The organism is Pseudomonas sp. NY15463, assembly GCF_048068415.1.
Lineage (GTDB): Bacteria > Pseudomonadota > Gammaproteobacteria > Pseudomonadales > Pseudomonadaceae > Aquipseudomonas > Aquipseudomonas mosselii_C.
Genome location: NZ_JBLUQD010000003.1, coordinates 50,928 through 74,572, shown reverse-complemented (window position 1 = coordinate 74,572; position 23,645 = coordinate 50,928). Strand labels below are relative to the sequence as shown.

25 protein-coding genes are annotated in these 23,645 nt (G+C 63.0%); 18 read left to right on the top strand and 7 right to left on the bottom strand.

Annotated elements, in window-relative coordinates; genetic code table 11:
• Window positions 1-62: 62 nt before the first annotated feature.
• Window positions 63-1,067, bottom strand: a complete 1,005-nt coding sequence (locus ACNFIC_RS08185; protein WP_138221695.1) for an LLM class flavin-dependent oxidoreductase — start codon at window positions 1,065-1,067, stop codon at window positions 63-65.
• 153 nt (window positions 1,068-1,220) lie between these two features.
• Between ACNFIC_RS08185 and ACNFIC_RS08180 the strand changes: the two genes are divergently transcribed.
• Both ACNFIC_RS08180 and ACNFIC_RS08175 read left to right on the top strand, forming a co-directional pair.
• Window positions 1,221-1,646, top strand: a complete 426-nt coding sequence (locus ACNFIC_RS08180) for an OsmC family protein (RefSeq protein ID WP_138221696.1) — start codon at window positions 1,221-1,223, stop codon at window positions 1,644-1,646.
• A 72-nt stretch (window positions 1,647-1,718) separates the two neighbouring features.
• A complete protein-coding gene (locus ACNFIC_RS08175) occupies window positions 1,719-1,952 on the top strand; it encodes a DUF1161 domain-containing protein (RefSeq protein ID WP_138221697.1) in 234 nt (77 codons plus the stop codon).
• Between the two features lie 223 nt (window positions 1,953-2,175).
• On the opposite strand, the gene ACNFIC_RS08170 is transcribed toward ACNFIC_RS08175, so the two are convergent.
• Window positions 2,176-2,589, bottom strand: coding sequence for a DUF2057 domain-containing protein (locus tag ACNFIC_RS08170; protein WP_138221698.1), 414 nt, complete (start codon window positions 2,587-2,589; stop codon window positions 2,176-2,178).
• 54 nt (window positions 2,590-2,643) lie between these two features.
• Window positions 2,644-3,057, bottom strand: coding sequence for a hypothetical protein (locus tag ACNFIC_RS08165; protein ID WP_138221699.1), 414 nt, complete (start codon window positions 3,055-3,057; stop codon window positions 2,644-2,646).
• Between the two features lie 78 nt (window positions 3,058-3,135).
• Between ACNFIC_RS08165 and ACNFIC_RS08160 the strand changes: the two genes are divergently transcribed.
• Entirely contained in the window at window positions 3,136-4,215 is a 1,080-nt protein-coding gene (locus ACNFIC_RS08160) for an aminopeptidase (protein WP_416780701.1), read from the top strand.
• Between the two features lie 35 nt (window positions 4,216-4,250).
• Here the strand turns inward: ACNFIC_RS08160 and ACNFIC_RS08155 are convergent, their stop codons facing one another.
• Window positions 4,251-4,898 carry an HAD family hydrolase gene (locus ACNFIC_RS08155; protein WP_138221701.1) on the bottom strand — a complete coding sequence of 216 codons (648 nt, stop codon included), beginning with the start codon at window positions 4,896-4,898 and terminating at the stop codon, window positions 4,251-4,253.
• A gap of 52 nt (window positions 4,899-4,950) precedes the next feature.
• Entirely contained in the window at window positions 4,951-5,493 is a 543-nt protein-coding gene (locus ACNFIC_RS08150; protein WP_416780699.1) for a gamma carbonic anhydrase family protein, read from the bottom strand.
• A gap of 102 nt (window positions 5,494-5,595) precedes the next feature.
• On the opposite strand from ACNFIC_RS08150, the gene prlC reads away from it, so the two are divergent.
• The 6 genes from prlC to ACNFIC_RS08120 all read left to right on the top strand — a co-directional run bounded on the left by prlC (window position 5,596) and on the right by ACNFIC_RS08120 (window position 13,943).
• On the top strand, window positions 5,596-7,647 hold the full coding sequence (gene prlC / locus ACNFIC_RS08145; protein WP_416780697.1) for an oligopeptidase A: 2,052 nt from the start codon (window positions 5,596-5,598) through the stop codon (window positions 7,645-7,647).
• Window positions 7,644-7,925 (top strand): YheV family putative zinc ribbon protein, encoded by a 282-nt coding sequence (locus ACNFIC_RS08140; RefSeq protein ID WP_138221704.1) that lies wholly within the window; start codon window positions 7,644-7,646, stop codon window positions 7,923-7,925. The genes prlC and ACNFIC_RS08140 overlap by 4 nt, the downstream gene beginning before the upstream one ends.
• A 125-nt stretch (window positions 7,926-8,050) precedes the next feature.
• A complete protein-coding gene (locus ACNFIC_RS08135; RefSeq protein WP_416780695.1) occupies window positions 8,051-10,066 on the top strand; it encodes a M3 family metallopeptidase in 2,016 nt (671 codons plus the stop codon).
• 66 nt (window positions 10,067-10,132) lie between these two features.
• Entirely contained in the window at window positions 10,133-11,191 is a 1,059-nt protein-coding gene (locus ACNFIC_RS08130; protein WP_416780694.1) for a PA0069 family radical SAM protein, read from the top strand.
• Window positions 11,192-11,500: 309 nt separating this feature from the next.
• On the top strand, window positions 11,501-12,220 hold the full coding sequence (locus tag ACNFIC_RS08125; RefSeq protein ID WP_138221707.1) for a carbonic anhydrase: 720 nt from the start codon (window positions 11,501-11,503) through the stop codon (window positions 12,218-12,220).
• 187 nt (window positions 12,221-12,407) lie between these two features.
• Window positions 12,408-13,943, top strand: a complete 1,536-nt coding sequence (locus tag ACNFIC_RS08120; RefSeq protein ID WP_171031016.1) for a SulP family inorganic anion transporter — start codon at window positions 12,408-12,410, stop codon at window positions 13,941-13,943.
• A gap of 106 nt (window positions 13,944-14,049) precedes the next feature.
• Here ACNFIC_RS08120 and ACNFIC_RS08115 read toward each other — a convergent pair whose 3' ends face one another.
• Window positions 14,050-14,691, bottom strand: coding sequence for a hypothetical protein (locus tag ACNFIC_RS08115; protein ID WP_138221708.1), 642 nt, complete (start codon window positions 14,689-14,691; stop codon window positions 14,050-14,052).
• Between the two features lie 381 nt (window positions 14,692-15,072).
• On the opposite strand from ACNFIC_RS08115, the gene coxB reads away from it, so the two are divergent.
• The 4 genes from coxB to ACNFIC_RS08095 are packed head-to-tail and all read left to right on the top strand — an operon-like array spanning window position 15,073 to window position 19,290.
• Window positions 15,073-16,200 carry a cytochrome c oxidase subunit II gene (coxB, locus tag ACNFIC_RS08110; RefSeq protein WP_416780691.1) on the top strand — a complete coding sequence of 376 codons (1,128 nt, stop codon included), beginning with the start codon at window positions 15,073-15,075 and terminating at the stop codon, window positions 16,198-16,200.
• Between the two features lie 28 nt (window positions 16,201-16,228).
• Window positions 16,229-17,818 carry a cytochrome c oxidase subunit I gene (gene ctaD / locus ACNFIC_RS08105; protein ID WP_138221710.1) on the top strand — a complete coding sequence of 530 codons (1,590 nt, stop codon included), beginning with the start codon at window positions 16,229-16,231 and terminating at the stop codon, window positions 17,816-17,818.
• Window positions 17,819-17,828: 10 nt separating this feature from the next.
• Window positions 17,829-18,386, top strand: coding sequence for a cytochrome c oxidase assembly protein (locus ACNFIC_RS08100; RefSeq protein ID WP_138221711.1), 558 nt, complete (start codon window positions 17,829-17,831; stop codon window positions 18,384-18,386).
• 16 nt (window positions 18,387-18,402) lie between these two features.
• Window positions 18,403-19,290 carry a cytochrome c oxidase subunit 3 gene (locus ACNFIC_RS08095; protein WP_138221712.1) on the top strand — a complete coding sequence of 296 codons (888 nt, stop codon included), beginning with the start codon at window positions 18,403-18,405 and terminating at the stop codon, window positions 19,288-19,290.
• A 105-nt stretch (window positions 19,291-19,395) separates the two neighbouring features.
• Here the strand turns inward: ACNFIC_RS08095 and ACNFIC_RS08090 are convergent, their stop codons facing one another.
• Window positions 19,396-19,599: a twin transmembrane helix small protein gene (locus tag ACNFIC_RS08090; RefSeq protein WP_416780688.1), complete on the bottom strand. Its 204-nt coding sequence runs from the start codon at window positions 19,597-19,599 to the stop codon at window positions 19,396-19,398.
• 62 nt (window positions 19,600-19,661) lie between these two features.
• Between ACNFIC_RS08090 and ACNFIC_RS08085 the strand changes: the two genes are divergently transcribed.
• Genes ACNFIC_RS08085 through ACNFIC_RS08065 form a run of 5 tightly spaced genes read left to right on the top strand, consistent with a single transcriptional unit; the run spans window position 19,662 to window position 23,545 of the window.
• Window positions 19,662-20,405, top strand: a complete 744-nt coding sequence (locus tag ACNFIC_RS08085; protein WP_138221714.1) for an SURF1 family protein — start codon at window positions 19,662-19,664, stop codon at window positions 20,403-20,405.
• A complete protein-coding gene (locus tag ACNFIC_RS08080) occupies window positions 20,371-20,949 on the top strand; it encodes a hypothetical protein (RefSeq protein WP_138221715.1) in 579 nt (192 codons plus the stop codon). The genes ACNFIC_RS08085 and ACNFIC_RS08080 overlap by 35 nt, the downstream gene beginning before the upstream one ends.
• Before the next feature lie 9 nt (window positions 20,950-20,958).
• Window positions 20,959-22,032, top strand: a complete 1,074-nt coding sequence (locus ACNFIC_RS08075) for a COX15/CtaA family protein (protein ID WP_416780686.1) — start codon at window positions 20,959-20,961, stop codon at window positions 22,030-22,032.
• Complete coding sequence (gene cyoE, locus ACNFIC_RS08070) at window positions 22,017-22,916, top strand: heme o synthase (RefSeq protein WP_138221717.1); 900 nt, start codon at window positions 22,017-22,019, stop codon at window positions 22,914-22,916. The genes ACNFIC_RS08075 and cyoE overlap by 16 nt, the downstream gene beginning before the upstream one ends.
• Window positions 22,913-23,545: an SCO family protein gene (locus tag ACNFIC_RS08065; RefSeq protein WP_138221718.1), complete on the top strand. Its 633-nt coding sequence runs from the start codon at window positions 22,913-22,915 to the stop codon at window positions 23,543-23,545. The genes cyoE and ACNFIC_RS08065 overlap by 4 nt, the downstream gene beginning before the upstream one ends.
• Window positions 23,546-23,645: the final 100 nt, after the last annotated feature.

Here is a 23,645-nt window from a genome sequence, read left to right as displayed (position 1 = left end):
CCACAGGTGGCACCCGGCGCAACGCGCACGGTCGCTGTGGGGGCGGTTACCTGCGAGGCCTCTCACTCGGTTTTTAGCGCCTGCGCCATCAGTTCATAAGAGCGAATCCGGTCGGCGTGTTCGTACAGGTCGCTGGTGAAGATCAATTCATCGGCCCCTGTCTGCTCCAGCAACACCTCCACTTTTGCCCGCACCTTTTGCGGGCTGCCGATCATCGCCAAGCCCAGGAAACTGCTCACCGCTTCACGTTCGTGGGGTAGCCACAGGCCGTTCATGCTCTGCACCGGAGGGCGCTGCATCAAGCTCTGGCCGCGCATCAGGGCGAGGATGCGCTGGTACACCGACGTGGCCAGGTACTCGGCTTTCTCGTCGGTCTCGGCCACCACCATCGGCACCCCGAGCATCACGTAGGGTTTATCCAGGCTGGTCGACGGCTTGAAGTGGTCGCGGTAGATGCGGATCGCCTCGTGCATGTAGCGCGGTGCGAAGTGCGAGGCGAACGCATAGGGCATGCCGCGCATGCCTGCCAACTGCGCACTGAACAGACTGGAGCCGAGCAGCCACATCGGCACCTCGGTGTCGTGGCCTGGGACGGCGATCACTTTTTGATCATCGGTACGCGGACCGAGATAGCGTGACAGCTCCTCGACATCGTCTGGGAAGTCGTCAGCGCTGCCGGCGCGGTCGCGGCGCAGGGCATGCGCGGTCATTTGATCTGAGCCCGGCGCGCGGCCCAGCCCCAGGTCGATGCGACCCGGATACAAGCTGGCCAGGGTGCCGAACTGCTCGGCAATCACCAGCGGCGCGTGGTTGGGTAGCATCACGCCGCCAGAACCGATGCGGATGGTCGAGGTGCCGCCGGCCAGGTAGCCGATCAGTACCGCCGTGGCGGAGCTGGCGATGCCGTCCATGTTGTGGTGCTCGGCCACCCAGAAACGCTGGTAGCCGAAGCGCTCAACGTGTTGCGCCAGGTCCAGCGAATTGCGCAGCGACTGTGCAGGGCCGCTGTCGGCGCGCACGGGCACCAGGTCGAGGGTGGAAATTTTCAGGTCTCGCAGGTGCGTCATTGGAGCCTCCGCAATGGATGGTTGGCCCGAAGGCCCTATGGACTGTGTATGGGCACATTCGGTGGATTCAATGGCTGGCCTGGGATTGATCTGAACTTGGCGTCGGCGCTGTCCTCACATTTCTAGGTAGTCAACCCAGTACCAGGAGGCAACATGAAGAAGACAGCATCGGCGATCTGGCAAGGTGGTCTGAAGGACGGCAAGGGCCTGTTGTCCACAGAAAGCGGGGCGCTCAAGCAAAACCCCTATGGCTTCAACACGCGCTTCGAGGGCACGCCGGGGACCAACCCCGAGGAACTGATCGGCGCCGCCCATGCAGGGTGTTTTTCCATGGCGCTGTCGATGATGCTGGGCGAAGCGGGATTGACGCCCGAGCGTATCGACACCATCGCCGAGGTCAGCCTGGACAAGCAGCCTGACGGTTTCGCCATCACTGCGGTGCACCTGACCCTCAAGGCCAAGGTGCCCGGTGCGAGCGAGGCGAAGTTCCAGGAGATCGCCAACCAGGCCAAGGCCGGCTGCCCCGTGTCGAAGGTGCTCAACGCCTCGATCACGCTCGACGCGACCTTGCTGCAGTAGGGCGCAACGGCGGCGCGTTGCGGTAGTCTAACCAACGTCGGCAGCGCCGCCTGCCCTTTGAGGAAGCGTTCCATGATCCGCGTAGCAATCGCCGTGTTGGCATCGACTTTGGCCACGGCTGTTTTGGCGGCTCCCAAGCCGTGCGAGGAACTCAAGGCCGAGATCGAAACCAAGATCCAGGCCAGTGGAGTGACCTCCTACACCTTGGAAATCGTACCCAACGCTGACGTCAGCGATTCGAGCATGGTGGTGGGCAGCTGTGATGGCGGGACCAAGAAAATCATTTACCAGAAGAATGATCGGTAGGTGCAACTGCCTTGACCAATGCCTGAAAACGGCTTGAACCGGACCACCGCGACGCGGTGGATGGTACCGGCTGCGCCGGTGTTCGCGGGGCAAGCCCGCTCCTACAACCTTCGCACTAGCCCGTGAATGTCGGCTTGCGCGGTCGGTGTAGGAGCGGCCTTATGCCGCGATGGGCTGCGAAGCAGCCCAGGGAGAGCAGCATTACGTTCCCACAGGGGCGTTATCACGGAATGCAAAACACCTCGCTGGGCTCGTCTACCACCACCTTGCGGCTGGCGTCGTACATCAGCAGCTGTGGCTGCATCACCGGTGCCCGCGCTTCCAGGCGGTAGCGTTCACCTGCCTTGAAGTCGTTGAAGCGCACGGTGAGGTAGCAGGTCCGTTCCGTCGGCTCGGAGGTGAGCCCGCCGGAGTACACCTCGAAATCGAAGCGCACCACCAGTTCGTGCTTGCCGGGTGATACCTGGAAGTAACGGCCATCGTTGAGGCGTTGGCCATCCAGACGGTCGGCCATGATGGTTCGACCGGGGGTGGTGGTGGAGAGATCGACCCAGGCCTTGCCGGGGTCGACAGGAGGCAAAGGGCTTGCGCACGCCCCCAGCGCACTAAGGGCGATGAGCATCAAAGGCTGGCGCATGGTAGAACTCCGCTCGCGGTTCATAGGCTTTAAGCATAGCGCCGTTCATGATCTTCAGGTGCGTTGGCAGCCCGCAGGTTCACCCTGGCCAATCAGCTTGCGCTGTTGGTCGTAGAGTTTGATCCAGGGCCGAAAACCGATGCTACCGGCCTGCATCTGGTAACGCTGGCCGGCGTTGAAGTCCTTGAACGTCAGGTTGAGCTGGCAATCGCGCCACAGCGGGTTTTGCACCGGGCCGATATTGCTCGGCGCAACGGCGAACTGATAGCGCACGGTCAGTTCGTGATTGCCGGGCGGTACTTCGAAGTAGCGGGTGTCTGCCCAGTCGCGTTCGTCCACTTGCAGGGCATGCAGGGAGGTGTCGTCGTGCGCGCTCAGGTCTATCCAGGCCTGGTTCGGGTCCGGGTCGGGCAACGTGGCACAACCTGACAGCAGCATGAGTGTGCCTACGGCAAACCGAGTACGCATGGCGAAGCTCCCCTTGGCGAGATAGTCTTGGTCGCATTCGGCCGACGAGCGAGATAGACAGCCTCTATGTATGGACGTGTGCTTTTCAGGCGCTGCAGCCGTCGGGCTCTGGACCGTGTTTTCACGCGCTTTGTTCCCCTCGCCCTGGGCGTTCTGCTGAGCGGTTGCTCAAGCCTTGGCTACTACGCACAGCTCGCCAACGGCCAGTGGCAACTGCTGCGTGACCGCGAGCCGGTGCAGCAAGTGATCGACGACCCGGCCACCGGCCCGGCGTTACGCCAGCGCCTGCTGCTCGCCGAACAGGCCCGGGCCTTTGCCAGTGCGCAGCTGAAATTGCCGGACAACGGCAGCTACCGGGTGTACGTGGAGCTTGGTCGGCCTTACGTGGTGTGGAACGTGTTCGCTACCCCGGAGCTGTCGTTGCAGCCGCTGACCCACTGCTTCCCGATTGCCGGTTGCGTGGCCTACCGTGGCTACTACCAGCCGGGCGCCGCACGTGGCGCGGCGGCTTTGATGCGCCAGCAGGGGCTGGATGTGTACGTGGGCGGGGTGGAGGCCTATTCGACCCTGGGCTGGTTCGACGATCCAATTTTGTCGAGCATGACCGGCTGGGGCGATGAGCGCTTGGCCACGGTGATCTTCCACGAACTGGCGCATCAACGTTTCTACGTGAAGGACGATACCGCGTTCAACGAGTCGTTCGCCTCGTTCGTGGAGCAGGAAGGCACGCGGCAATGGCGTGCTGCCCGTGGGCTTGGGGCGATCGAGGATGGCAGCGCGGCGCAGCGCGAGCAGTTCATCCGCTTGGTACTGGCTAGCCGCGAGCGCTTGCAGGCGATCTATGCGGGACCATTGGACCAGGCCAGAAAGCGCGAGGCCAAACAAGCTGAGTTCGCGCGGCTGCGTGCTGAGTACCGTGAAGTGCGTGACCGAGACTGGCATGGTGATCGGCGTTTCGATGCGTGGATGTATGCGCCGTTGAACAATGCCAAGCTACTGCCGTTTGGACTTTATGACCAATGGGTGCCGGCGTTTTCCCAGCTGTTCGAGAATGCTGACAGGGATTGGCTGAAATTTTATGCACAGGTCGAAAAGTTGGGGCGCATGTCGGCCTTGCAGCGCAAGGCTGCGCTTGGTGAGCTGATGCCGCGCCATTGATACCTTGTGAAGGGCCGCACAGCGGCCCTGATTCGTCAGCGCACGAACGCCTGGTGCAGCTCGGTCAGTGTCTGGAAGTGAAACGCCGGCGCCTCGGCCTCCAGCTCCTCGCGGCTGCCGAAGCCATAGCCCACCGCTACCGCTTGCAGGCCATTGCTGCGCGCACCGATCAGGTCGTGCTTGCGATCACCGATCATCAGCGTGTGTGCCGGATCCAGGCCCTCCTCGTCCAGTAGATGGCGGATCAGCTCGACCTTGTTGGTCCGGGTGCCGTCCAGCTCGCTGCCGTAGATCACCTTGAAATGCCGGTCGAAGGCGAAGTGCCGGGCGATTTCACGGGCGAACGCCCAGGGCTTGGACGTGGCGATGTACAGGGTGCGGCCTTGGTCGTTGAGCGCTTGCAACAGCTCGGGCACGCCGTCGAACACATGGTTCTCGTACAGGCCGGTGACCTTGAAGCGCTCGCGGTAGAAGTTGACCGCCTCCCAGGCCTTGGCTTCGTCGAAACCGTAGAACTGCATGAAGGCCTGCAGCAAGGGGGGACCGATGAAGTGTTCGAGGCGGGTCAGGTCGGGCTCGTCGATGCCCAGCTTGGCCAGGGCATACTGGATCGAACGGGTAATCCCCTGGCGCGGGTCGGTGAGTGTGCCATCGAGGTCGAAGAGGATGTTTTGCTGGTGCATGGTCAACTCGTGTCTGGAAGTTTCTACGGGAGCGGCGGTGTGCCCTTGAGGGTTATTCGTCGTAGCCTTCTGCCAAATGCTGGTCCTTGAGCTTGACGTAGTTACCCGCGGTGTAGGGGAAGAACGCATGTTCCTGCTCGCTCAGCAGGCGTACCTGCTTCACCGGGCTGCCCATGTACAGGTAGCCGCTGACCAGGCGCTTGCCCGGCGGCACCAGGCTACCAGCGCCAATAATCACCTCGTCCTCGACGATGGCACCATCCATGATGGTGCTGCCCATACCCACCAGGATGCGATTGCCGAGGGTGCAGCCGTGCAGCATGACTTTATGGCCGATGGTCACTTCGTCGCCGATGACCAGCGCAAAACCGTCGGGGTTGAAGGGACTGGCGTGGGTGATGTGCAGCACGCTGCCATCCTGCACGCTGGTGCGCGCGCCGATGCGGATGCGGTGCATGTCGCCGCGCACCACCGTCAGCGGCCAGATCGAGCTGTCTTCACCGATCTCGACATCGCCGATGACCACCGCCGAACGGTCGACGAAGGCGCGTGGTCCAACTTTCGGCGTGTGTTCCCGGAACGTCCGGAGGGCCATGATAGTGTTCCTCTGCAATGCCGATAGGCAGGCTGCCTGCTGCGGTCGGCGTCGATTGTAATTAAGATGGTCGTGTGTTTCTCCTGCCAAGGTACCCGAACCGTGAGTGCGAACAACCCGCTGCTGCAGTCCCATGATCTGCCGCCCTTCTCGGCAATCCGCGCCGAGCATGTGCTGCCGGCGATCGAGCAGATCCTCGCCGACAACCGCAAGGCCATCGCCGAGATCCTCGAAAAGCAGGGCAAGAACCCTACCTGGGCCGGCCTGGTGCTGGCTATGGACGAACTCAACGACCGCCTGGGCGCTGCCTGGAGCCCGGTCAGCCACCTCAATGCGGTGTGCAACAGCAAGGAGCTGCGCGAGGCCTATGAAGCGTGCCTGCCGGCGCTGAGCGCCTATTCCACCGAACTGGGCCAGAACCGCGCCCTGTTCGAGGCCTACGAGGCCCTGGCCGCAAGCCCTGAAGCCGCCGGCTTCGACGTGGCGCAGAAGACCATCATCGACCACGCCTTACGCGATTTCCGCCTGTCGGGTATCGACCTGCCGGCTGACAAGCAGCGCCGCTACGCCGAGGTGCAGAGCAAGCTCAGCGAGTTGGGCAGCCGCTTCTCCAACCAGTTGCTTGATGCCACCCAGGCCTGGACCAAGCATGTCACCGACGAGGCTGCCTTGGATGGCCTGACCGACTCGGCCAAGGCGCAGATGGCCGCCGCCGCCCAAGCCAAAGGCCTCGACGGCTGGCTGATCACCCTGGAATTCCCCAGCTACTACGCGGTGATGACCTACGCCAGCGACCGCGCCCTGCGCGAAGAGCTGTATGCGGCCTACTGCACCCGCGCCTCCGACCAGGGTCCGAACGCCGGCCAGTTCGACAATGGTCCGGTGATGCAGCAGATCCTCGACTTGCGTCAGGAGCTGGCGGGCCTGCTGGGCTATGCGAACTTCGCCGAACTGAGCCTAGCCACCAAGATGGCCGAGTCCAGTGACCAGGTGCTGAGCTTCCTGCGCGACCTGGCCAAGCGCTCCAAACCGTTCGCCGCCCAGGACCTGGAGCAGCTCAAGGCGTATGCCGCCGAGCAAGGCACTGCGCAGCTGGCCAGTTGGGACGCCGGCTACTTCGGTGAGAAGCTGCGGGAGCAGCGCTACAGTGTGTCCCAGGAAACCCTGCGCGCCTACTTCCCGATCGACAAGGTGCTCGATGGTCTGTTCAGCATCGTGCAGCGCCTGTACGGCATCGAAATCGCCGAACTCAAGGGCTTCGACAGCTGGCACCCGGATGTGCGCCTGTTCGAGATCAGCGAAAACGGCCAGCATGTCGGGCGCTTCTTCTTCGACCTGTACGCCCGCGCCAACAAGCGCGGCGGCGCCTGGATGGACGGTGCGCGCGACCGCCGTCGTACCGCGTCCGGCAGCTTGCAAAGCCCGGTGGCCAACCTGGTGTGCAACTTCACTCCGGCGGCGCCCGGCAAGCCTGCATTGCTGACCCACGATGAGGTCACCACGTTGTTCCACGAGTTCGGCCATGGCCTGCACCACCTGCTGACCCGCATCGAGCATGCCGGGGTTTCCGGCATCAACGGTGTGGCCTGGGACGCGGTTGAGCTGCCGAGCCAGTTCATGGAGAACTGGTGCTGGGAGCCCGAGGGTCTGGCGCTGATCTCTGGTCACTACGAGACTGGCGAAGCCCTGCCTCAGGACCTGCTGGACAAGATGCTGGCGGCCAAGAACTTCCAGTCCGGCATGATGATGGTGCGTCAGCTGGAGTTCTCGCTGTTCGACTTCGAGTTGCACGCCACCCACGGCGATGGACGCAGCGTGCTGCAAGTGCTCGAAGGCGTGCGCGACGAAGTGTCGGTGATGCGTCCTCCCGTGTACAACCGCTTCCCCAACAGCTTCGCGCACATTTTCGCCGGGGGCTATGCGGCGGGCTACTACAGCTACAAGTGGGCTGAAGTGCTGTCGGCCGATGCCTTCTCGCGTTTCGAAGAAGAAGGCGTGCTCAATGCCGAGACCGGCCGCGCCTTCCGCGAGGCGATTCTGGCTCGTGGTGGCTCCCGCGAGCCGATGGTGCTGTTCGTCGACTTCCGGGGCCGTGAACCTTCCATCGATGCACTGTTGCGCCACAGTGGCCTCACCGAGGACGCGGCGGCATGAGTGAGGTAGCCGTGAGCAAGACCAAGCGACGCTTCATCGCCGGGGCCGTGTGCCCCGCGTGCAGCGAGATGGACAAGCTGATGATGTGGAACGAGGACGAGGTGCCGCACCGCGAGTGCGTGTCCTGTGGTTTCACCGACACCCTCAATGAGCAGGGACTGTCAGTGCCCAAGGAAATCGGCACTCGGGTCAACCAGCTGGCGCCGAAACCGGCGCCGGCCAAGGTACAGACGGTGCAGTTCTTCCCCAATCCGAAGTTGAAGAAACCCACTGAGTAACGCCAACAGGCGGCTTGGCGATGCTGGCCGGGCCGCCTGTTGCGCGTAGGTGGTAGCTATTCAACGCAGCGGCTAACCGCTGACAGGGCATGCTCGCTCGCTCATTCATAGCGCGAGATTGCCTCATGTCCACCGATAATCCCCTTCTGCAGCCCAGTGCCACACCGATCGATTACGATGCGGTGACCCTGGACAATACCCGCGCGGCATTCGCCCACGCCCTCGATGCCCACCGTGAGGGTATTGCCCGAATCATCGCTGACCAAGGCGAACAACCCACCTGGGACGACCTGGTGCTTGCTGTCGATGCCCTCGATGCGACGCTGATCGCCGTCCTGATGGCGGCTTCGCCGCTGGCCTACAGAGGCGATGACTGGATCGACCTGGTCAACGAGCTGTATGGCCAAATGGTGGCGCGCCTGGATGAAAAACTTGCCGATAGTGTGCTTCAGGGCCTGTACCAACGCCTTGCCGAGAGTCCGCAAGGCATGAGCCTGGATGCCCATGAACGCGCGGCCCTGAACGGGCACCGCGACGCGTTCTTGTTGCACGGTGCGGCGCTCGATCAGGCCGGCAAGGCCAGGCTGGTCACCTGTCAGGCACGCATTCTCGATCTGGTCGGGCAGTTTGGCGCGAACATGCAGTTGGACGGCCACCTCGTCACGGATGCCGCGCAACTGCTCGGCATGCCGGCGCGGGCCTTGGCGGAGTTGGCGGAAAAAGCCAAGGCAGAGGGAATGGACGGTTGGTTGATTGGTGCCGACAAGGACTCGACGCGCCTGATCCTCGAGGGGGCGAGCGATCGCGAGCTGCGCGAGACGACGTACCGCCGTCATCACCAGCGCGGCGTGGGGGACGCTGAACGTCAGGACAACGGCGCGGTGCTGCTGGCGCTGGCCCAGGCACGTGACGAGAAAGCCCGTTTGCTCGGTTTCGCCGATCATTCGACACTGAGCTTGAAGACCAAGAGCGCCGGCTCCCTGGCACAAGTCCAGGCCTTCCTGAACGGGCTGGCGGAGCGGATCCAGCCGATCATGACGCAGCGTCGCGCCGCTTTGGAAAGCCTGGCGAGTGATTTTGGGCTGGACTGTCTGCAACCGTGGGACCGGGCCTACGTGCAGCAGTTGGAGCGCCAGGCGGCCCAGTTGCCCGGCATGGATACCTTCAGCGAGTACTTTACCCTGGCCAAGGTGCTCGAAGCCTTGCAGTCCCTGGCGCAGCGAGTGTTTGGCGTACAACTGGTGCGCGCCCCGGCCAAGATGGCGGTCTGGCAGGCATCCGTCGAGGCGTTCGAGGTATGGCTCGATCATGCACGGGTTGGCTACCTCTACGTAGATGCGTTGCAGTACCCAGGTAAGGTCCCTGACCAGGTTGAGACCCGCTTTGTACATAACCGCCGAGTCGACGCCGAAGGACGCTTCCATCCTGCAGTGGCCATTGTGTTCAGCGATATTGCGCAGCCACCCGCTGGCAGCCCGCCGCTGCTGGATCACCTGGCCCTGCGCAAGCTGTTCCATGAGTTTGGGCATGCGTTGCACTGTGTATTGGTACGCACCACCAACCAGCTGAACTCGGACATCAGGGGGCTGGGGGCCGACGGGGTGGAGGTGTTCGGTAATCTGTTCGAGCGCTGGGTATGGGACGCAGGTTTTCTGGCCGACATGTCGGCGCACAAGGACCACGGCGCCAGCCTGCCCCAGGCCGAGCTCGAGCGTTTGCTGGAGAACCTGCGCCTGGACCAGCTGGACAAGGCCGCGGAGAATCTATCGCTGGCCTTGTTCGACCTGGATTTGCACACCACGCCGAACGATGGCAGGCCCCTGCGCCAGCGCTTGTCCGATGCGCGTGCCCGTTGTGGGTACTGGCCGCTGGAGGCGTACGAGCACCCCGCGCACAGCTTCGATTACCTGTTGAGTTACTACGATGCGGGCTACTACGCGTATGTCTGGTCGGACGTGCACGCCTTCGACCTGTTCTCGCGCTTTCAGGCCAATGGCCTGACGGATCGCAACACCGGCCTGGCACTGCAAACGGCCTTGCTCGACCCCGGTGCCGCGCGACCGTTGCTCGACGGGATGCGTATGTTCCTGGGGCGCGAGCCGAACGATGAGGCCTACCTCGCCTATCATCGCTTGACCTGATCGAAGGTGCTGGAGGCGTCAGCATTATCGCGATACTGTATTTATATACAGTAAAGGTGCGACATCATGATTCCTCCAGCCCCGCAAAAAGGCCGTGGTACGGCGCATAATCCGCATAACCGCTTCGCTGCACGCGTTTCGGTGGTAGAGGACGATGGCTGGCACCATGAGGTCCCGTCCACTCAGGGTACCGAGGTGCGGATCGAGACGGCCAAGACCATCATCAGCCACAACACCTCGCCCGACCTACCTTTCGACCGGTCCATCAATCCCTATCGCGGTTGCGAGCACGGCTGCATCTACTGCTACGCACGCCCCAGCCATGCCTACTGGGACCTCTCCCCTGGGCTGGATTTCGAGACCAAGCTGATTGCCAAGACCAACGCCGCCGAGGTGCTCGAACAACAGTTGAGCAAGCCGGGCTATGTCTGTGCGCCGATCAACCTGGGGGCCAACACCGACCCTTACCAGCCCATCGAGCGCGAACAGCGACTGACCCGGCGTCTGCTCGAGGTGCTGCTGCGTTACCGTCATCCGGTGACCATCGTCACCAAGGGCGCGTTGGTGCTGCGCGACCTCGACCTGCTGGCTGAACTGGCCAGCCAGCGCCTGGTGCGGGTGATGGTCAGCCTGACCACACTTGACGACCAGCTCAAGCGTACCTTGGAGCCCCGTGCGGCGGCGCCTAACGCACGTCTTCGAGCTATCCGTGTGCTGCGCGAGGCCGGGGTGCCGGTGGGGGTGCTGTGCGCGCCGATGATCCCGATGATCAACGACCGCGAGCTGGAGCACCTGCTGCAAGCCGCCCATGGTGCCGGCGCGCAGAGTGCCGCCTACATGCTGCTGCGTCTGCCGCTGGAGGTGGCGCCGCTGTTCGAGCAGTGGTTGCACGATCACTACCCGCAGCGCGCCGCCCATGTGCTGAGCTTGATCCGACAGAGCCGAGGGGGTGAGCTGTACGACAGCCGTTTTGGGGTGCGTATGCGCGGTGAAGGGGTGTTCGCCGAACTGCTTGAGCAGCGGTTTCGCAAGGCCGCGCGGCAGTTGGGCTTTGCAGGGCGTGAAGCGCTGGCGCTGGACTGCACGGCGTTCTGCCCGCCGGGTGGGCAGATGGCGTTGTTCTGATCGGTCGCCACTGGCGTGTCGGTGTGTTCGGCGAGTTACCCGGAATGTCACTCATGCCACCTCATAAAATCATTAGTGGCTATTGGCATTTGATGTTTTTTTGCTATTATCCGGTTCCCGCCTTTTTTATCTGGAACGCCCGTTCTAGAGCCTCCCAATTAAGTTTCAGTTAAGTTTTCTCCGCTAGCGTAGGAAATCAGTCCACCGCGGCTGTGATTAATTACCTGTGCGTGTCATCTAAATCCTCGCATAGCCATAATCTTTCCCCGGTAACATGGAACGTACCCACAACCGTCAAGAGGATGAATCATGCCCGTCAAGGACCCTTCCAAGGCCGTCCCGGCTGCACCCGCCGAAAGTGCCGATGCTGCCCTCAAGCATATCGTCGACGGCTTCCTGCGCTTCCACAACGACGTCTTCCCTGAGCAGCAAGAGCTGTTCAAGAAGCTCGCCACCGCGCAGAAGCCCCGCGCGATGTTCATTACCTGTGCCGACTCGCGCATCGTCCCTGAACTGATCACCCAGAGCTCGCCGGGCGACCTGTTCGTCACCCGTAACGTGGGTAACGTGGTTCCGCCTTATGGCCAGATGAACGGCGGCGTTTCCAGCGCTATCGAGTACGCCGTGCTGGCCCTGGGCGTGCACCACATCATCATCTGTGGCCACTCCGACTGCGGTGCGATGCGTGCGGTGCTCAACCCGCAATCGCTGGCCAAGATGCCGACCGTCTCTGCCTGGCTGCGCCACGCTGAAGTGGCTCGCACCGTGGTCGAGGACAACTGCAGCTGCGGTACCCCGCACGAGAGCATGCAGCTGGTGACCAAGGAAAACGTCATCGCCCAGTTGCATCACCTGCGCACTCACCCGTCGGTGGCCTCGCGCCTGGCGGCCGGTCAGTTGCACATCCACGGCTGGATCTACGACATCGAAACCAGCCAGATCGAAGCCTACGATGCCGCCAGCGACAGCTTCCTGCCGCTGACCTCGGGCGAATCGATTCCCTGCGCCACTCCGAGAGGCCGCTACTAAGCGACCCTGTCACGCTGAACAGACCTTGATAGCCGGCTGCACCCAATGGGTGCGGCGCGGCCTTCGCCTGCCTTGAATTTCCCTGACTCGCTTGCCGGCACGTCCGCTGGCGGCCTGCGCCTGCGCGCGATTCAGGGATCCCCGTGCCTGCGGCCAGCGGGATGGCCGTGATCGAGAAAGGAGCTTCATGGTGAACAAGACACAGATCAAAGCGGCCCTGCCGCGCGAATTACTGGCCTCAGTGGTGGTGTTTCTGGTGGCGCTGCCGCTGTGCATGGGCATCGCCATCGCCTCGGGTATGCCACCGGCCAAGGGCCTGATCACTGGCATCATCGGTGGCATCGTGGTGGGCTTCCTGGCGGGCTCGCCGCTGCAAGTTAGCGGCCCGGCGGCGGGCCTGGCGGTGCTGGTGTTCGAGCTGGTACGTCAGCACGGCATGGCGATGCTCGGGCCGATCCTGTTGCTGGCAGGCGTGCTGCAACTGTTGGCGGGACGCTTTCGCCTGGGTTGCTGGTTCCGGGTCACTGCACCAGCGGTGGTGTACGGCATGCTGGCCGGTATCGGCGTGCTGATCGTGCTGTCGCAAGTGCATGTGATGTTCGACACAGCGCCGCAACCCTCGGGTATGGATAACTTGCTGGGCTTCCCGGCCACCCTGGCGGCGGCACTGCCGCTGGAGAGCGCAGGCGCTGGCTGGCAGGCCGGAGCGCTGGGGCTGGGTACTATCGCGATCATGTGGGGCTGGGAGCGTTTTCGCCCGCAGCGCGTGCGCTTCATCCCGGGCGCCCTGCTGGGGGTTGCTGCGATGACGGCGGTCAGCCTGTGGCTGGCGTTGCCGGTGAACCGGGTGCAGGTGCCGGCCGACTTGTCCGAGGCCATCGACTGGCTGCGCCTGGACGACCTGCTCAAGCTGGCTGATCCGACCCTGCTGGTGGCGGCCTTCGCCCTGGCCTTCATCGCCAGTGCTGAGACGCTGCTGTCTGCCGCAGCCGTGGACCGCATGCACAGCGGCCAGCGTTCGGACTTCGACCGCGAGCTGTCGGCGCAGGGTATCGGCAACATGCTATGCGGCCTGCTTGGCGCATTGCCGATGACCGGGGTAATCGTGCGTAGCTCGGCCAACGTGCAGGCCGGTGCGCAGACCCGCGCTTCGGCGATCCTGCATGGGCTGTGGTTGCTGGCGTTCGTGGTGGCGTTGAGCAGCGTGTTGCAGCAGATTCCAGTGGCGAGCCTGGCGGGTGTGTTGGTGTACACCGGGGTGAAACTGGTGGACATCAAGGCCTTGCGCAGCCTTGGGCGCTACGGGCGCATGCCGATGCTCACCTATGCGGCCACCGCTCTGGCGATCATCTTCACCGACCTGTTGAGTGGCGTTTTGCTGGGCTTTGCCTTGACCTTGCTGACCCTGGCGCTGAAGGCGGCGCGGTTGAAGATCAACCTGTCGCAACGGACCGAGCCGGGACACATGGAACTGCGCATGAGCGGCGCGGCGACTTTCCTCAAGGTCCCGGCGTTGACCCAGGTGCTGGACAGCGTGCCGGCTGGGACCACCCTGCATGTACCGTTGGGCAACCTGAGCTACATCGACCATTCCTGCCTGGAATTGCTGGAGGATTGGGGGCGTAGCGGTGCGGCCCACGGTTCGCGGTTGGTGCTGGAGCAGCGGCGTTTGAAGCGGCGGGTTGAAGGAAGGTTGCGCACAACGGCGGGGGTTGGGGCTTGAACCCCGGTATCTCGCTCGCCTGATAGGGACCTGTCGCGAGCAAGTCGCATCGGTGCACCGCCGATGCGACTTGCCCGCGAAGAGGCCGGGACGGGAAGCGTCAAGTTCAGGCCGACTGGCCCAACTCCACACCCAGCCGGCGTGACAGGCACGGCCAGCGTTTCCAGGCGGCGCCGGTTTCCGGGCTACTGAGCCTGTCGCGATAGGCCTCCACCGACTCCACGGCGAAGCTGTCCTCGTCGAGCATCTCGTCAACCGAGTGGTGCACCACTTCATCGAGCTGGTTGGCGAAGGTTTCGCCGATCAGTTGGTGGGCGATCAGGTTGGCCACAGTGGTGTCCACCGGGATCAGCGGCTGCTGGAAGTGGCGGATATACAGGTCGTTGACTTCCTCCACCAGCCGGTGCGCCAGGTAGGCTTCATCGAGCAGGCAATCGAGGCCGACATGCCCGGCCATTACGCTTGGCGGTTGCAGGAAGTAGGCTTCGGCAATTTTCAGTACGGGCTTGATCTGCGATTCGATGCCCGCTTCGAGCGCTACGTTGTGCGCTGCTTCGAGTAATTCGGGGACTTCGTCGATGTAGGCGCTGACAAAACGCGCCAAGGTTCCCTGAGCATCCTGCTGTGGTAGTTGGATCGAGGGGTGCAGGTGAGGCACTTGCTGTTCGAGGCGGGATTTCAGTTGGCCTGTACGGCTCTCATGTTGATGGGCTTGGTGAATCTGCTCGCGTACCGCAGCGATGTTCATGACAACTCCAGGGACAAGGCGTTACAAACGGAAGACACTAAATTAGCGCGGTATACGGAATGTATAAGACGTATTTGGAATAAAAATTCCACGTCTTCGAAAGCTCGGCTATATCAAAGTGCCATCATCTTGCCTCAAGCCCGGTAGCATGCAGGTTTCGAGGCCGATATCGGATTCTGTGAAGATCATTTAATACTGTGCATTGCGCCGCAATGACCGCTGTCTATACTCCGCTTGAAACGTGATTCGTTGATGAGGCCCGACTGCCTTTAGCAGGGGGCTCGGTCGTCGAAGTCAGGCAGTCTTGGCCGCCGTTCCCCCCTTTGTCGTAGCAGGTCGTCCACGCCTCCGGGACAACAAGAACGATAAGGGGAACCCGCAATGATGCGACATCCACATGTCTGGATGGGCCTCCTGCTGTGGTCGGTGTTGGGTCAGGCGCACGCGGCCTGGACCGTGAACATGGCGCCCGGGGCGACGGATGTCTCCCACGCCGTGTTCGACCTGCACATGACCATCTTCTGGATCTGCGTGATCATCGGCATCGTGGTGTTCGGCGCGATGTTCTGGTCGATGGTCGTGCACCGCCGCTCCACCGGGCAGCAGCCTGCGCATTTCCACGAGCACACCTGGGTGGAAATCCTGTGGACGGTGGTCCCCTTCCTGATCCTGGTGGCCATGGCCATTCCCGCCACCAAGACCTTGATCGATATCTACGATGCGAGTGAGTCGGACATCGATATACAGGTCACCGGCTACCAGTGGAAATGGCACTACAAGTACCTCGGCCAGGACGTGGAGTTCTTCAGCAACCTGGCCACCCCCGCCGACCAGATCCACAACAAGGCGCCCAAGGACGAGCATTACCTGCTTGAAGTCGATCAGCCACTGGTGCTGCCGGTGGGGGCGAAAGTGCGCTTTCTGGTCACGGCAGCCGACGTGATCCATTCCTGGTGGGTGCCGGCTTTCGCGGTCAAGCGCGACGCGATCCCAGGCTTCGTCAACGAGGCCTGGACGCGCATCGAGAAGCCCGGCATCTACCGTGGCCAATGCACCGAGCTGTGCGGCAAGGACCATGGGTTCATGCCGGTGGTGGTAGAGGTCAAGTCCAAGGCCGACTACGACACCTGGCTGGGTGAGCGCAAGGCCGAGGCGGCCAAGCTCAAGGAACTGACCAGCAAGCAATGGACCCTCGACGAGCTGGTCGAGCGTGGCGACAAGGTCTACCACACCACCTGCGTGGCCTGTCACCAGGCCGAAGGCCAGGGCCTGCCGCCGATGTTCCCGGCGCTCAAGGGCTCGAAAGTCGCCACCGGGCCCAAGGAGGAACACCTGAGCGTGGTCTTCCATGGCCGTCCGGGCACGGCCATGGCCGCCTTCGGCAAGCAGCTTTCGGAAGTCGATATCGCCGCCGTGGTCACCTACGAGCGCAACGCCTGGGGCAACAACAAAGGCGACATGGTGACACCACAGGATGTGCTGGCGCTCAAGCAGGCCGACGCGCAATGAACCGGTGCCAGATGGCAGGAGACAGGACATGAGTGCAGTGATCGACGACCACGCCCACGGCCAGGAGCACGCCCACGGCCCGGCCAAGGGCCTGATGCGCTGGGTGCTGACCACCAACCACAAGGATATCGGCACGATGTACCTGTGGTTCGCCTTTAGCATGTTCCTGCTGGGTGGTTCGTTCGCCATGGTGATCCGCGCCGAGCTATTCCAGCCAGGCCTGCAAATCGTGGAACCGGCGTTCTTCAACCAGATGACCACCATGCACGGGTTGATCATGGTGTTCGGCGCGGTGATGCCGGCGTTCGTGGGTTTGGCCAACTGGATGATCCCGCTGATGATTGGCGCCCCGGACATGGCCTTGCCCCGGATGAACAACTTCAGCTTCTGGCTGCTGCCGGCGGCGTTCCTGCTGCTGGTGTCGACCTTGTTCAGCCCAGGCGGCGGGCCGAACTTCGGCTGGACCTTCTATGCCCCCTTGTCGACCACCTACGCCCCGGCCAGCGTGACCTTCTTCATCTTCGCCATCCACTTGATGGGGATCAGCTCGATCATGGGCGCGATCAACGTGATTGCCACCATCCTCAATTTGCGTGCACCGGGCATGACCCTGATGAAGATGCCGCTGTTCGTCTGGACCTGGTTGATCACCGCATTCCTGTTGATTGCCGTGATGCCGGTGCTGGCAGGTGTGGTGACCATGATGCTAATGGACATCCACTTTGGCACTAGCTTCTTCAGCGCCGCAGGTGGCGGCGACCCGGTGTTGTTCCAGCATGTGTTCTGGTTCTTCGGCCATCCCGAGGTGTACATCATGATCCTGCCGGCCTTCGGCGCGGTCAGCTCGATCATCCCGGCGTTCTCGCGCAAGCCGCTGTTCGGCTACACCTCGATGGTGTACGCCACCGGCGCGATCGCCTTCCTGTCGTTCATCGTTTGGGCCCACCATATGTTCGTGGTCGGCATTCCGGTGGTGGGTGAGCTGTTCTTCATGTACGCCACCATGCTGATCGCCGTGCCCACAGGGGTGAAGGTGTTCAACTGGGTGAGCACCATGTGGGAAGGCGCGCTGACTTTCGAGACGCCGATGCTGTTCGCCATCGCCTTCGTCATCCTGTTCACCATCGGTGGTTTCTCTGGGTTGATGCTGGCCATCGCGCCGGCGGACTTCCAGTATCACGACACCTACTTCGTGGTCGCCCACTTCCATTACGTACTGGTGCCTGGCGCGATTTTCGGCATCTTCGCCTCGGCCTACTACTGGCTGCCGAAATGGACCGGGCACATGTACGACGAAACCCTTGGCAAGCTGCACTTCTGGTTGTCGTTCATCGGTATGAACCTGGCCTTCTTCCCCATGCACTTCGTAGGGCTGGCCGGTATGCCGCGACGTATTCCCGACTACAACCTGCAGTTCGCCGACTTCAACATGGTGTCGTCGATCGGTGCCTTCCTGTTCGGCACTACGCAGATTTTCTTCCTGTTCATCGTCATCAAGTGCATCCGCGGCGGCGCCCCGGCGCCTGCCAAGCCGTGGGATGGCGCTGACGGCCTGGAGTGGACGGTGCCGTCGCCGGCGCCCTACCACACCTTCCAGACCCCGCCGGACGTGAAGTAGGAGCGCGGCGATGGACGGCCTGTCGCTCAAACGCCTGGTCACCCGCCTGCTGCTGTTGACGGTGGTGATGTTCGCCTTCGGCTTTGCCCTGGTGCCGATCTACGACGTGATGTGCAAGGCGTTCGGCATCAACGGCAAGACTGGCGGGCAGTACGCAGGCACGCAGGTCAGCGACCCGTCGCGTTCGGTGCGGGTGCAGTTCATGTCGACCAATGCCGGAGACATGAGCTGGGAGTTCCACTCAACCGCCGACCAGATCGAGGTCAACCCTGGTGCGGTGAACCAGATGGTCTTCATCGCCCGCAACCCTACCCGGCATGCGATGAGCGCCCAGGCCATCCCCAGTATCACCCCGGCCGAGGCGGCCGCTTACTTCCACAAGACCGAGTGCTTCTGTTTCACCCAGCAAGTGTTGCAACCCGGCGAGCGCATCGAGATGCCGGTGCGTTTCATCGTCGACCGCGATCTGCCTGAGTCGGTGAAACACCTCACGCTGGCCTACACCCTGTTCGACATCACCGCTCGCCACCCGCCCGTCGCCCCTGCCGCGACCCAGGCCGCCCGTTGAGGGAAGGAGAAACGCCATGGCAAGCCACGAGCACTACTACGTCCCAGCGCAGAGCAAGTGGCCGATCATTGCCACGATCGGCCTGTTCATCACCGTGTTCGGCCTGGGCACCTGGTTCAACGACCTCAAGGCCGGTCACCCGGAGTCCCACGGGCCGCTGATCTTCTTCGTCGGCGGGCTGTTCCTGGCGTACATGTTGTTCGGCTGGTTCGGCGCGGTGGTCAAGGAAAGCCACGCTGGGCTGTACAGCGCGCAGATGGATCGCTCGTTCCGCTGGGGCATGAGCTGGTTCATCTTCTCTGAGGTGATGTTCTTCCTGGCCTTTTTCGGAGCACTGTTCTACGTGCGGGTGCTCGCCGGGCCATGGCTTGGGGGCGAGGGGCACAAGGGAGTGGCGCACATGCTGTGGCCCAACTTCGAGTTCGTCTGGCCGCTGCTGCATACCCCCGACCCGAAACTGTTCCCGCCGCCCAAGGAGGTGATCGATCCATGGCATTTGCCGCTGATCAACACCCTCTTGCTGGTGAGTTCCAGCGTGACCGTGACCATCGCCCATCACGCCCTGCGCAGGGGGCATCGTGGGCCGCTGAAGCTCTGGTTGGGGCTGACCATCCTGCTGGGGCTGGCGTTCCTGGCGTTGCAAGCGTTCGAGTACCACGAGGCCTACACCAAGCTGGGGCTGACCCTGGGCTCGGGGATCTACGGCGCGACCTTCTTCATGCTTACCGGCTTCCACGGTGCGCACGTGACGCTGGGGACGTTGATCCTGTTCGTGATGTTCTGCCGGGTGATGCGCGGGCACTTCAACCCGGACAAGCACTTCGGTTTCGAAGCGGCCAGTTGGTACTGGCATTTCGTCGATGTGGTGTGGGTCGGGCTCTTCATCTTCGTGTACGTGCTTTGAAGGACAACCAAGACCCCTGTGGGAGCGGGCTTGCCCGCGAATGCGTCGGAACATGCAACATCGTATGCGCGGGCAAGCCCGCTCCCACATGTTCAGATGACATCTTCAAAACGGCGCGTGGGACACCAGTTGCCCACTGATGAACCCCCAGGCCACCAGCCCGACGGTAAGGATGGCAAGGGCAACGCGCACGGTGAGGGCCTTGAGCAGCCGGGTCGAGTGGTCTTCATCCTTGACCAGGAATACCAGGCCACTGAACAGGCTGGCGATGGTAGCCAGCAACATCAGGACGATCGCGGCCTTGAGCATGGCGAAACTCCGGGGGATGCGGTTATGAACACAAGTATAGCGTTCGCCCTGGCAGGCCCCCGATGAGGCCGTTCCGTCCGGGGCTGGTGCCAACCTTGGTAGTGCTCGCGCTGCTGCCCGGGCTGATCGCCCTTGGCTGCTGGCAACTGCGCCGTGCGGACGAAAAGCGCACGCTGATGGACACCTATGCGGTGCGCCAGCTGGAGGCCCCGGTGGCGGTTGCGCAATTGCAGCAGTTGCCTGATCCGGCTTTCTACCCTGTGCGCCTGCATGGCCACTTCGACAGCCAGCACAGCCTGTTGCTGGACAACCAAATGCGCGACGGCAAGGCCGGCGTCGAGTTGTTGCAACCCTTCTTCGATCAGCAGAGCGGTCAGTGGCTGCTGGTCAATCGCGGTTGGCTGCCCTGGCCTGATCGTCGGGTGCCCGTGCATTTCGACACCCCGGAGCAAGCCCTGGCATTGCAAGCGACGGTGTACGTAGCCCCCGGCAAGACCTTCCAACTGCACCCCGACCCTACTGGTGGCCAGTGGCCGCACCTGCTGACTGCCATCGAACCCAACGGGCTCTGGCAGCAGTTGGGGCGCGAAGGTTTCGCTCACGAGCTGCGCCTGCAGCCAGGCCCGGCCAGCTACCGGCTGGACTGGCCGGTGGTTGCCATGGGGCCGGAAAAACACCTGGGCTATGCCATGCAGTGGTTCGCCCTGGCCAGCACCCTGGTGCTGCTCTACCTGTATTTCGGATGGCACAGACACAATAAGGAGAACCCTCATGGCCGCCGCCACCTCCCCGCTGAACGTGCCTGAAGGCCGCAAGGCCCGTGGGCGCCTGCAACTGCTGCTGATCCTGCTGGTGGTGCTGGGGCCGATGATCCTCGCCACCAGCATGTACAAGCTCAACTTCTGGGTGCCGGACGGTCGCAGCTACCACGGCGAGATGATCGGCAACGGCCAGGGCCGCGCCGACATTGGCATCGATGCCCAGGACGCACGCTGGCAACTGCTGGTCAGCGCCCCGCAGGCGTGTGCCGATGACTGCCGCCAATTGGTGTACCTGGCCCGGCAGATCCAGATCGGCCTGGGCCGTGACGCCAGCCGTGCCAGCCATGCCCTGGCCGCCGCGCAGCCGCTGGCGACGGACTACCAGGCGCTGCTGGGGCGTGAATACCCGCAGTTGCAGCGCTACCCGCTGGATCTTCAGCGCTACCAGCACGCTGTCAGCGTGCCGGGGCCGCAGCTGTGGATCGTCGATCCGCACGGCAACCTAGTGCTGCGCTACGACGCTAAAGCCAACGGTAAGCAGGTGCTGGACGACCTGCGCCATCTGCTCAAGTTGTCCAACATCGGCTAGGAGCCTGCCATGGCCAGACCTGGATTCCGACTCGCGGTGTTCGCCACCTTGCTGGCGCTGTTGGTGGTACTGCTCGGCGCTTATACCCGGCTAACCCACGCCGGCCTCGGCTGTCCTGACTGGCCGGGCTGCTACGGCTTCATCAGCGTGCCCAAGACCGACGCGCAACTGGCGCATGCCGAGCGGCATTTCCCCGAGCACCCGGTCGAGGCGGCCAAAGGCTGGGCCGAGATGGTGCATCGTTACTTTGCCGGCACGCTTGCCCTGGTGATTGCCCTGCTGGCCGTCCAGGCCGTGCGCCGACATGCCCGGGACGGCCAGCCCTACCGTTTGCCGCTGCTGTTGCTGGGTGTGGTACTGGCCCAGGCGGCGTTCGGCATGTGGACCGTGACCCTGAAACTCTGGCCGCAGGTGGTCACCGCGCATTTGCTTGGCGGATTCACCACCCTGAGCCTCTTGTTCCTGTTATCCCTGCGTCTATCTCGGGCCTTTGCGCCATTGCCCAAGCTGCCGTTGAGTGTGCGCAGGATCGCGGCGCTGGCCTTGCTGGTGGTGATCGGGCAGATCGCCCTGGGCGGCTGGGTCAGTGCCAATTACGCTGCCGTCGCGTGTATCGACCTGCCCACCTGTCATGGCCAATGGTGGCCGGCAGCGGACTTCAGCAATGGCTTCCACCTCACCCAGCATGTGGGCCCCAACTACCTCGGCGGGCAGTTGGACAGTGATGCACGCACGGCAATCCACATCAGCCACCGACTGGGCGCCTTGATGGTCGTGGCAGTGCTGCTGACGCTCAGTTGGAAACTCCATCGTCACGGCCTCACGGGCCTGGCGCGCCTGGTGTTGCTGGCGCTGGCGGTACAGGTGGGGCTGGGCGTGAGCAACGTGGTATTGCACCTGCCGCTGGCGGTCGCGGTGGCGCATAACGCGGGCGGCGCCCTGCTGCTGCTAAGCATGGTGCTGGTGAACTACCGCATTCGCGTGGCGGACAAATTGCCTGTCGGGCTGGGCTGGCGCCTGCGCCCAGTAACTCACGCGGGTGTCTCACTGCACATGAGGAACGATTCGTGGCGACGCTTCTAGGCACGCAACGCCAGCGCGCGGGTTGGCGCGATTACCTGGAACTGACCAAGCCCAAGGTAGTGGTACTGATGCTCATCACTTCGCTGGTGGGCATGTTCCTCGCCACCCGCGCCGGGGTGTCCTGGAGCGTGCTGCTGTTTGGCAACTTGGGGATTGGCCTGTGCGCCGGCGCGGCGGCGGCAGTCAACCATGTGGTCGACCGGCGCATCGATGCGCTGATGGCACGCACCCACCAACGTCCGCTGGCCCAGGGGCGGGTCGCGCCACATGCGGCGCTGGGTTTCGCCCTGGTGCTGGGGCTGACGGGCATGGCCGTTTTGCTGGCTTTCACCAACGCCCTGACCGCCTGGCTTACGCTGGCCTCACTGTTGGGTTATGCGGTGCTCTATACCGGCTTTCTCAAGCGTGCCACGCCTCAGAACATCGTGATCGGTGGGTTGGCTGGCGCTGCCCCGCCGCTATTGGGCTGGGTCGCGGTCAGCGGACATGTGGGCGCCGAGCCGCTGTTGCTGGTGTTGATCATCTTCGCCTGGACCCCGCCGCATTTCTGGGCGTTGGCCATCCACCGCAAGGCCGAGTACGAAAAAGCGGATATTCCCATGCTGCCGGTGACCCATGGCGAGCGCTACACGGCCCTGCATATCTTGCTCTACACCTTGATCTTGCTGGCGGTGAGCCTGTTGCCGTTCGCCATCCACATGAGCGGGCCGCTGTATCTGGTGTGTGCATTGGTACTGGGGCTGCGCTTCCTGCACTGGGCGTGGGTGTTGTACCGTGGCAGCCGGCCGCACGCGGCGATCAAGACGTTCAAGTACTCTATCGGCTACCTGTTCGCCCTGTTCATCGCCCTGCTCGTTGATCACTACCTGTTGCTGAGCCTATGACCCGAACCCAGAAAACCGTCTTCATCCTCGTTGCCCTGGTCGCGCTGATCATGGGTTTGACCGTCAACAAGGTGCTCAACGACCGGGGGCAGTTGAACCCCACCGAGCTGATCGATGCCGGCATCATCCTGCTGCCCCAGAGCCGCACGGTGCCGGATGTGAAGATGACCGACCAGAACGGCCAGCCAATCGCGCTGGACCAGCTTAAGGGTAAGTGGTCGTTGCTGTTCTTCGGCTACACCTACTGCCCGGACATCTGCCCGACCACCCTTGCCCAACTGCGCCAGGTGAAGAGCGAGTTGCCCAAGGAAGCGGTCGAACGCTTGCAGGTGGTGCTGGTGAGCGTGGACCCGAACCGTGACACGCCAAATCAGCTCAAGCAGTACCTTGGCTATTTCGACAAGGATTTCGTCGGGGTCGCGGGAAGCATCGAGGACACCCAGAAGCTGGCCAACGGCCTGAGCATTCCGTTCATTCCGGCAGATACCAGCAAACCCGGCTACACCGTGGACCACAGCGGTAATCTGGCTGTGGTCGGGCCGGACGGGCGCCAGCGCGGCTTCATTCGCGCGCCGTTCAACAACCAGAAGCTGGTGGCGCAGTTGCCGGGGCTGGTCAAGCGCGATTGAGTCGCGCGTGGACTTTGTAGGAGCGGCCTAGCCGGGGCGCCGGACCGGCCGCTCCTACATAGAATCGCGGTAGCCTGGACGGCCTGCGATTCCAGCGAGG